We start from the raw sequence: 8,923 nt of genomic DNA, 5'->3' as shown, positions 1-8,923 counted from the left end.
GCGTCGACGAAAAGAAAGTCGCCGCGCAGGTCGGTGAGATCGCCCGCGCCGACGCGAAGTTCGTGCGCGAGAAAACCGGCTATGCGATCGGCGGCGTCTGCCCGATCGGTCACGCCACGCCGCCCGTCACGCTGATCGACGCTGACCTGCTCGCGCTTGATAGCCTGTGGGCCGCCGCCGGCCACCCCCATGCTGTGTTCAACCTGTCGCCGCAAGAACTGGTCGCACTGACCGGCGCTCCGGTCGCCGACGTCGCCCTGCGGGAATCCGCATGACGGCCGGCACTGCGGCATCGCAGGACGTCGTGACGTCCGTGCCGTCGCCGTGCATCAACGTGTGCAGGATGGACGACGCCACCGGACTGTGTGAGGGGTGTCTGCGCACCATCGACGAAGTCAGCGGCTGGGCCACCTATGACGACGCAAGCAAACGCGCGGTCTGGGACCTGCTGGAAGGCCGGCATGTGCAATGGCTCGCGCAGCATCAGCAGGCGCGGGCATGAGATTGCCCCCATCCATCCAGGTGTTCGAACGAGGCTGGCTATCGTCGAACAATGTGCTGCTGGTGGATCACGCGTGCGCCGCGCTGGTCGACACCGGCTACGCGAGCCATGCGCCGCAAACGCTCGCGCTGGTGCAAAACGCGCTTGGCGAGCGACCCCTCGATCTGATCGTCAATACGCATCTGCATTCCGACCACTGCGGCGGCAACGCCCTCTTGCAGGCTACGTGGCCGTGCCGTACCGCGATTCCGGTGGCTGAGAGCGAAGCGGTTGCGAATTGGGATCAAACACGTCTGACGTATCGCGCCACCGGTCAACATTGCGAACGCTTCACCTTCACGGAAACCATTGCACCCGGCACGCCGTTCAGGCTCGGCGGACTGGACTGGCAAGTGCTCGGCGCGCCGGGCCACGATCCGCACTCGCTAATGCTCTATTGCGCCGACGAACGCGTGCTGATCAGTGCGGACGCGCTCTGGGAAAACGGCTTCGGTGTGATCTTCCCGGAACTGGGAGGCGAAAGCGGCTTTGCCGAACAGCAAGCCGTGCTTGAGACGATCGCGCAGCTTGACGTGCGCACCATCGTTCCAGGCCATGGCGCACCCTTCACCAACGTCGCGCTCGCGCTGGAGCGGGCGTTTTCGCGTGTCGCATGGCTGCGCGCCGATCCAGCACGCAACGCAAAGAATGCGCTGAAGGTGCTGATCGTGTTCAAGCTACTGGATGTGCGCGAGATGAGCTTCGATGCGCTAATGCGCATGCTCGACGAAGCCGCCGTGATGCACGCCGCTGCGGCCATGCTCAAACCGCGCGCTGCATGGCCGGCGTTGTTGCGTGAACTAATCGAGGAACTGGCGGCAAACAGCGGGCCGTTGATCGTGGATGGCGCGCGCATCGTGGCACGCGGCCGTGCCTAGCGCGACTCAATCACCATGGGTTAAGGCCCATATTGCAACCGCCGTATTGCGCCCGTTGCGCGGCGGCGACCACCCATGAGCAGGACAAAAAGAAAGCCGCTTGCCATGCTGGCAAGCGGCGCAATTCGGTCGACGTGATCATCGTCAGGAGAAATCATACTCGTGCTCAATTTTTGACCGCATCGGTGATTTCCCTACAAAATGTTGACACTCGCCTTAAGCCCGCCTACGCCGGGCACCCATCACGATCATTGCGCTAATCGAGTTCAACTGCCTCGAAGAACGACAGCATCTCCGCGATCAGTTCTCCCGGTGCTTCTTCGGGAATGTAATGTCCGCACGGAACTGCGCGCCCACTGACGTCCCGCGCCACGTGGCGCCATTCTGCAAGCGCGTCGAAGCACTGTTCGATCACGCCTTCCGCCCCCCACAACACGCGTAGCGGACAGCCAATCTTGCGGCCGCATTCGATATCGGCGCGGTCGTGATCGAGATCGATCGTCGCCGACGCACGGTAGTCCTCGCAGATCGCATGCACGGCGCCCGGTTGACGCAGCGCCTCACGATACGCCGCGAGCGCCTCTGGCGCGAACGGTGTAAGCCCGGCGTGGCGGCTACCCATCACACGGTCGACGTAGACGTCGGGGTTCGCGCCGATCAGCGTTTCCGGCAGCGGCTCCGGCTGAATCAGAAAGAACCAGTGGAAGTAGGCCGTGGCGAAGGCGCGATCCGTGGCTTCATACATGGCGAGCGTGGGTGCGATATCGAGCAGCATCAGACGCTCGACTGCGTCCGGATGATCGAGCGCCATCCGGTGCGCGACTCGTGCGCCGCGATCATGGGCGCAAACGAGGAAGCGCTCGAACCCAAAATGACGCATCACCGCCACCTGGTCGGCCGCCATCGCGCGCTTTGAATAGGCCGCGTGACTCGGGTCGCTGGGCGGCTTGCCGGACGCGCCGTAGCCGCGCAAATCCGTGGCGATCACCGTGAAGTGCTCGGCAAGCTGTGCGACACACCGATGCCAGATCAGATGGGTCTGCGGATGACCGTGCAGCAGCAACAGAGGCGGCCCTGCCCCGCCCTTGACCCCGAAAATATCGACGTCACCCACGGCGACGCGAAAGGGCGTGAAATCCTCGTAGGGCATGGAGATGTCTCTTCTCGTTGTAGGTCAACTCATTGTAGGAGCGCTGTGTGGCACTGAGGGGTGGGTTAGGCCACGTTAACGTCGAACCTGAATACTCCTTCCAACTCCACACGCTCACCGCCTGGCTATGTATTGGCCTATAATAGAACGATCGTTCGTAAATTCTTCCCAGATAGCGGGGGGTTAAGCGTTCAACCCCGTAAGACAGGCCGCCTCGCTTCGCGCTGCTGCCGATCCCGCTAAACTCACCTATGCCGGGCGTCCGACGCGCGTCGGCCCAGTTTCAGGAGACTCACACCATGGCATTGCCCGCCGTCCTGCAACACCTTGCGCTGCCCGTTGTGGCCTCGCCGATGTTTATCGTCAGCTATCCCGAGCTGGTGCTGGCGCAGTGCAAGGCCGGTATCGTCGGCTCATTTCCGGCGCTCAACGCGCGGCCGGCGGAATTGCTCGACGAGTGGCTCACGCAGATTCAGGCGTCGCTTGCGGAACACAAGGCAGCCAATCCGGATGCAGTGATCGGACCGATTGCCGTCAACCAGATCGTCCATCAGTCGAATACGCGGCTCGAGCACGACGTGCGCGTGTGCGTCGAACACAAGGTGCCGATCTTCATTACCAGCCTGCGCGCGCCGGCCAAAGAGATCATTGATGCGGTGCACAGCTACGGCGGCATCGTGCTGCATGACGTGATCAATATCCGCCACGCGCAGAAGGCGCTGGAAGCCGGTGTCGACGGTCTGATCCTGGTCGCGGCCGGCGCGGGCGGCCATGCTGGCACCACCTCACCGTTCGCGCTCGTCGGGGAAGTGCGGCGCATCTTCGACGGCCCGCTCGTGCTGTCAGGCGCCATCGCAAATGGCGGCTCGATCCTGGCCGCGCAGGCGATGGGCGCCGACCTCGCGTACATGGGCACGCGCTTCATCGCGACCCAGGAAGCGCACGCGGTGGACAGCTACAAGCACGCCATCGTCAATTCGAGCGCGTCCGACATCATTTACACGAATCTCTTCACCGGCGTACACGGCAACTACATCCGCGAAAGTATCGTCAACGCGGGGCTGGATCCGGAAGCGCTGCCGGAATCCGATAAAACGAAAATGAATTTCGGCAGCGACAAGGCGAAGGCCTGGAAGGACATCTGGGGCGCAGGCCAAGGCGTCGGTCTGATGCATGACGTGCCGAGCGTCGGTGAACTGGTCGGGCGGCTGACCCAGGAATACAACGACGCGAAAGCGCGCCTCGGTATTTCCCGTTGATGCATCGAAGGGGCGCACCAGGCGCGCTCCGATCATCAGCTCACGGCCAGCGCCTTGATCTGCTCGAACGAGGGCCACAGCGCCTCGTTCGCAAAGCGCGCTGCCAGGAAATCGACGAACGAGCGCACCTTCGCCGACAGATGGCGGCGGCTCGCGTACACGACGTGGATCGGCAACTCGCGCGGCGGCACCTCACCGACTAGCAGCGGCACGAGGCGCCCGGTGGCGAGATCGTCGCCGATCACTTCGGTGCCGAGCATCGCAATGCCCGCGCCTTGCAACACGAGAACGCGCTGCGCTTCAAGGTGATTGACGATCAGGTTGCCGGAGAGCCGCATACGGGGCGCGCCGTCACTGCTGCCTGGGCCGAGCTCGGGCGCAGCGACACCGGCGTACTGCAGATAGTTATGACGCGCCAGATCGGCAATTTTTAGCGGCGTGCCGTGCCGGCGCAGATACTCGGGTGACGCGCACAGCACGAGATGTGCGGTGGCGATTTGCCGGGCAATCAGCGAGGACGATTTCAGGCCCGACGGCGAGGCCCGGATCGCGACATCGAACCCCTCGTCGATCAACTCGACCACCCGGTCGGACAGCGTCATTTCGACGGTTACTTGCGGGTACTGCGCTGCGTAGTCGGCCACCGCACTCATAACGTAACTCAGGCCGAAGGCCGACAGCGACGACACCCGCAGCCGGCCTTGTGGCACCACGCTTGCGGCACCGACCGCCTGCTCCGCTTCCTCGAGCTCGGTCAGCACCTGACTCAAGCGTTCGAAGTACTCACGACCGGCTTCGGTGGGCGCGACGCGCCGGGTGGTCCGGTTGAGCAACCGTGCGCCCAGCTGCTGCTCCAGATGCATCACGTGCTTGCTCGCCATCGCCGCGGACATCTCCATGCGCTCGGCCGCACCGACGAAGCTGCCGACCTCGACCACGTGGCGAAACACCTTCATGCTGACGAGGGTATCCATGACAATCGCTCGCAGGGGGAATCAATCGGCGTCATTTTGCCGGTTTTATCAACGATGCGTGAGCAAAACCCTTCTCTCATTCCCCAGAAACGACAAACCCCGCCTTCTTTCGAAGGCGGGGTTTGCTTTGTCGCGAGCCTGGATCCGTTGTAGCAGACCTCGCTCAGAACTTCGTGCGGATACCCACGCCGTACGTGTCACCCGGCGACTGCGTGGCGAAGTGGTCGTACATGTAAGCCGCATAGACATCCGTACGCTTGGACAGCGGATAGTCGTAACCGATTGCCGCCGTTTGACGCGTCTGGTCAAGACCGCTGCCGTCTCGTGAGTACGCATACGAGGCCATGATCGTGCCCGGGCCCGCCGGTACCGTCACGCCGCCTTGCGCGGTATTCACGTGCCAGCTACCCATGGTCTGATCGTTGTACGTGTACATGTACTGGCCGTAGAACTTGATGTACTTCAGGTCATACGACAAGCCGAGTTGAGCGACGCTCTGGCTCTTCATGTTGGTGAGCCCGACGCTCTGCGCGAGCGAGGTCAGGTCGCCCGGCGCGTCGTTGAAGTTCACGTACTGATACACGCCAGTCGCTGCAAACGGGCCATGGAAGTACAGGAACTGCGCGCTCCATTTCTTCGCGCCATTGTCGCCGGCCGTGTTGCCGAGGCCATACATGATGTTGCCGCTCAAGCCATTGAAGTTCGCCGTCGAATACTGGACCGCGTTGTTCCAGCCGGAATCACCCACCACGCCCTGATCCGTCGTGTAAGTCGGGAACGTGCCGAGGCCGAGGTAGGTGTGCCACACCATCGGCGAGAACTCGTACGAGTCGACGAACGGGTTGAACAGAATGGTTGACACGAACAGCGGCGTCGTCAGACGGCCAGCCGTGACCGTGCCGTACGGCGACTCGATACCGACATACGCGTTACGCGAAAACATCGTGTCGCCGGTGAAGCGGCCGTACTGGCCGTTCTGCGCGAGGAAGAAGCCTTCGAGTGCGAAGATCGCCTTGTAGCCGCCGCCCAGATCCTCATTGCCCTTCATGCCCCAGTAGGAGGTGGACATCCCCCCGCCTGACACCTCCGCAGCACTCTTGCCGTCCGGAAATTTCTGCGCGCCGACCCATTCGTCGACCTGACCGTAGAGTTGCACGCTCGACTGTGCAAACGCCGACGACGCACCAGCCACGAGGCCCGCGACGAGTGTGGCCTTGAGCGTGGCTTTGAGCGCACGGCGGGTGTTTGTATTCATGGGTTCTCCTGTCTTTGTCAAAAAGGTGCGGCTGTGCGGCGGGGAGCTCACGCCAACGGTTTATTCGTGGTCCGTTGGTTCGCCGAGCTAATCTGGGCGGGACCATCTTTGCGGATCATTTTTATGGACAAAAATATGTCTTGTTATTGCCGGTATATCGGTTTGATTAGTTTTGCGATTTATCGGGCTGGTAAATGGTGACGCCGTCGTCGTCGCGGCTGCGCCGCCGCGATTGTTACAAAGGCCTGTAACGCACGCCAGTCCTGCAATATGCAAAATGACAAAGAATGAATCGCAGTGCCGATGACTATCATTCGCACGCGGCGCAAGAGCAGAAATCTCGCGCCGAGACTGCGCATCGCACTCACGGAAAAGTGTGGCGTGAATACGTCACTCCGACAGACGCGAATCTGCATGTCAGGCGCGCCGAGCGTTACCTGACAGAGTGAAAGCTGGAGGGGGATGGGTTTGCTAAAGGAGCGAGCTTTCCGTTGCGCGGTTTATTGCTCTGCTTGTTGCTGCGCTTGTCGCTCCGTTTCACACAGTGCAGGGAACACTGAGCGCGTCAGGCTTACAGGCGAGTCTGCGCAAGGGGCGAAGCGCTGCCTAGTTACGATAAGGCGACGGCCCAGGTGGGCGCGACATATATTCCGGCGGCCGGGGCGGTGGGCGCGGGGCGCCACGTTCCTCGTTGTACCGGGCGACATCCGCCCGGATCGAACCGGCACGCACCATCGATTCATCCTCAGGCGGACGCGGCACCGAGCGCGTCTCGGCGCTCACCGGCGTAATGGCGCCGGCGTACTGAAAGCCGCCGCTATCATCCCGGTTGTAGCCACGATTGTCGACGCGATAAGCGTCGTTCGGTCCTGCCATCCGCTGGGTTGCGTTGTATCCGCCGTGGCCGCCGCTCACGCCATGCGTGGCATGTTCGTTGCGGTAAGCATACGCACGTGCGTTGTCATGAACCTGATGCTGGAAACCTGCATGCGGATAGCCACCACCGGACCCACCGCCATGCGGCATGGACGGGCCTTTGGCAAGGGCGAGCGAACTCAGCACAGCGAAGACTGCGCCCAGCACCCAATGCGTCGATTTCGACAACCCTGCGTCCACCATGTTTCACCTGCCCGAGGTCCTGCCTGAAGCCTGCCGTTCGAGCCGCGGCAGGCTTGTTCCGGGAGTCGCGTAACCCTTGCAGGTTTTCTGCAGCGGGGCACATCCCAATGGCCTTTGAGCAGTAATTTATGGGTCGCTCCATGGGGTGTCGAGCCAAAAAGTGTTAGGCCCCATACGGCCTTGTAACACCATGTTACTGCGACGTTTTTTCACGACAAATTGCTTGCGCCAAGGTCCATTTAGGGCTTCTGAACTACTCCATTTTTGCGCCCGATCCAAGCTCGATTTGAGTGGAACCTTCGGCCTCACAAACGTCTACAAAAAGAGCAAACAGAGATGGACCGACTGCCCCTCGTCGCCAATACTGAGAGTGGGTCGAACGCGGGCACCAGCGGCAGCAACCGCCCTTACATGCGCCGTCCTCATTAATCAATTCGGCAAATGAATTTGCATTTTCAATCGCTTTCCTTTACTAATGGACGCTTCCCCTACGGCCCATAACCCGTGCCCCAGCGCACGCGTTCCTGTATTTCCGCTTCACCCGCATTGAGATTCCGAAAATGGCTCGCCCGAAACTGCTTCCCGATAACTTCACGTTGTGCCTGGTTAGCACCGTGATCCTCGCCAGCCTGCTGCCCGTGCATGGACAGGCAGCCGTCGGCTTCAACTGGCTGACGAACATCGCGGTGGGCCTGCTGTTTTTCCTGCACGGCGCAAAACTGTCACGGGAAGCGATCATTGCCGGCGCGACCCACTGGCGTTTGCATGTCGTCGTGCTGCTGAGTACGTTTGCGCTGTTTCCGCTGCTCGGACTCGCGCTCAAGCCGCTTATGTCGCCCCTTGTCACGCCTGCGCTCTACGCCGGAGTCCTCTTCCTCTGTACGCTGCCATCGACGGTCCAGTCGTCCATCGCGTTCACCTCGATCGCCAAAGGCAATGTGCCGGCCGCCGTGTGTAGTGCCTCGGCCTCGAGTTTGCTTGGCATCTTCATTACGCCGGCACTGGTCAGTGTCGTGGTGACGAATCAAACGGCCGGCGGCAGTTCTGCGTGGCACACGGTCTGGAGCATCGTTTTGCAACTGCTCGTGCCGTTCCTCGCCGGTCAGCTGTTGCGCCCGGTGATCGGCAAATGGATCGAGCGCAATCGCGGCGTGCTGAAGTTCGTCGACCAGGGCTCGATTCTGCTGGTGGTGTACGGCGCCTTCAGTGAGGCCGTCAACGAGGGCTTGTGGCGCCACACCCCGCTCGCGGCCTTGGGTGGGCTGGTGGTGATCAATATCGTGCTGCTGGCGCTGATGCTGGGCATCACGATCTTCGCCAGCAAGCGGCTTGGCTTTAACCGCGCGGATCAGATCACCATCATCTTCTGTGGCTCGAAGAAGAGTCTTGCCGCCGGCGTGCCGATGGCCAAGGTCATTTTCGCTTCGCACGCGGTCGGGGCTGCGGTGCTGCCGTTGATGCTGTTCCACCAGATCCAGTTGATGGTGTGCGCCGCGCTCGCGCAACGCTGGGGCGCGCGCGACACCAGCGGAGAAACTCACGCGACCACTCAGGACCGCGCCGCGGCAGCCGTGGCGCGCCGCTGATTCGCGGGCAAAGTCGAAAAGAAGATTCATAAGCGCTCTCCCTGAGCCTGTTTAAAGAAAGCCGCCTGCGGGCGGCTTTTCGTTATTTCACGCGTAAAGGTGCGCGCTGTCTGCCTGGCCTAATGGCATAAGTCAACTACTGCGTCGGGCGTGCGCATCAT

At 61.8% G+C, this 8,923-nt stretch carries 9 protein-coding genes; 5 read left to right on the top strand and 4 right to left on the bottom strand.

Features of this window, described 5'->3' with window-relative positions; translation table 11 throughout:
- The 3 genes from WCA85_RS05145 to WCA85_RS05135 all read left to right on the top strand — a co-directional run.
- Window positions 1–275 (top strand): YbaK/EbsC family protein (locus tag WCA85_RS05145; protein ID WP_424062086.1); only part of this gene is annotated, 275 nt, incomplete at its 5' end.
- Window positions 272–502, top strand: a complete 231-nt coding sequence (locus tag WCA85_RS05140; RefSeq protein ID WP_424062085.1) for a DUF1289 domain-containing protein — start codon at window positions 272–274, stop codon at window positions 500–502. The genes WCA85_RS05145 and WCA85_RS05140, both read left to right, overlap by 4 nt.
- Window positions 499–1,419 (top strand): MBL fold metallo-hydrolase, encoded by a 921-nt coding sequence (locus WCA85_RS05135; protein ID WP_424062084.1) that lies wholly within the window; start codon window positions 499–501, stop codon window positions 1,417–1,419. Before WCA85_RS05140 ends, WCA85_RS05135 begins: the two co-directional genes overlap by 4 nt.
- A gap of 256 nt (window positions 1,420–1,675) precedes the next feature.
- On the opposite strand, the gene WCA85_RS05130 is transcribed toward WCA85_RS05135, so the two are convergent.
- On the bottom strand, window positions 1,676–2,569 hold the full coding sequence (locus WCA85_RS05130; protein WP_424062083.1) for an alpha/beta fold hydrolase: 894 nt from the start codon (window positions 2,567–2,569) through the stop codon (window positions 1,676–1,678).
- 299 nt (window positions 2,570–2,868) lie between these two features.
- Here WCA85_RS05130 and WCA85_RS05125 point away from each other — a divergent pair, with 299 nt between their 5' ends.
- On the top strand, window positions 2,869–3,828 hold the full coding sequence (locus WCA85_RS05125; protein WP_424062082.1) for an NAD(P)H-dependent flavin oxidoreductase: 960 nt from the start codon (window positions 2,869–2,871) through the stop codon (window positions 3,826–3,828).
- A gap of 35 nt (window positions 3,829–3,863) precedes the next feature.
- Here WCA85_RS05125 and WCA85_RS05120 read toward each other — a convergent pair whose 3' ends face one another.
- From WCA85_RS05120 to WCA85_RS05110, 3 genes are all read right to left on the bottom strand, one after another.
- Window positions 3,864–4,802, bottom strand: a complete 939-nt coding sequence (locus tag WCA85_RS05120) for a LysR family transcriptional regulator (protein ID WP_424062081.1) — start codon at window positions 4,800–4,802, stop codon at window positions 3,864–3,866.
- 163 nt (window positions 4,803–4,965) lie between these two features.
- Entirely contained in the window at window positions 4,966–6,057 is a 1,092-nt protein-coding gene (locus WCA85_RS05115; protein WP_424062080.1) for a porin, read from the bottom strand.
- 606 nt (window positions 6,058–6,663) lie between these two features.
- Window positions 6,664–7,176 carry a hypothetical protein gene (locus WCA85_RS05110; RefSeq protein ID WP_424062079.1) on the bottom strand — a complete coding sequence of 171 codons (513 nt, stop codon included), beginning with the start codon at window positions 7,174–7,176 and terminating at the stop codon, window positions 6,664–6,666.
- 560 nt (window positions 7,177–7,736) lie between these two features.
- Here WCA85_RS05110 and WCA85_RS05105 point away from each other — a divergent pair.
- Window positions 7,737–8,762 (top strand): bile acid:sodium symporter family protein, encoded by a 1,026-nt coding sequence (locus WCA85_RS05105; protein ID WP_424062078.1) that lies wholly within the window; start codon window positions 7,737–7,739, stop codon window positions 8,760–8,762.
- Window positions 8,763–8,923 lie beyond the last annotated feature (161 nt).

The sequence above is a fragment of the Paraburkholderia sp. genome (assembly GCF_049581445.1).
Lineage (GTDB): Bacteria > Pseudomonadota > Gammaproteobacteria > Burkholderiales > Burkholderiaceae > Paraburkholderia.
Note: the sequence above shows the minus strand (reverse complement) of the source record. Positions and strands in the feature narration are given on the sequence as shown.

What these genes read in the sequence shown, in the direction of transcription:
- WCA85_RS05140 (WP_424062085.1), top strand. Translation starts at nt 272, where the DNA reads ATGACGGCCGGCACTGCGGCATCGCAGGACGTCGTGACGTCCGTGCCG.
- WCA85_RS05135 (WP_424062084.1), top strand. Translation starts at nt 499, where the DNA reads ATGAGATTGCCCCCATCCATCCAGGTGTTCGAACGAGGCTGGCTATCG.
- WCA85_RS05130 (WP_424062083.1), bottom strand. Translation starts at nt 2,569, where the DNA reads ATGCCCTACGAGGATTTCACGCCCTTTCGCGTCGCCGTGGGTGACGTC.
- WCA85_RS05125 (WP_424062082.1), top strand. Translation starts at nt 2,869, where the DNA reads ATGGCATTGCCCGCCGTCCTGCAACACCTTGCGCTGCCCGTTGTGGCC.
- WCA85_RS05120 (WP_424062081.1), bottom strand. Translation starts at nt 4,802, where the DNA reads ATGGATACCCTCGTCAGCATGAAGGTGTTTCGCCACGTGGTCGAGGTC.
- WCA85_RS05115 (WP_424062080.1), bottom strand. Translation starts at nt 6,057, where the DNA reads ATGAATACAAACACCCGCCGTGCGCTCAAAGCCACGCTCAAGGCCACA.
- WCA85_RS05110 (WP_424062079.1), bottom strand. Translation starts at nt 7,176, where the DNA reads ATGGTGGACGCAGGGTTGTCGAAATCGACGCATTGGGTGCTGGGCGCA.
- WCA85_RS05105 (WP_424062078.1), top strand. Translation starts at nt 7,737, where the DNA reads ATGGCTCGCCCGAAACTGCTTCCCGATAACTTCACGTTGTGCCTGGTT.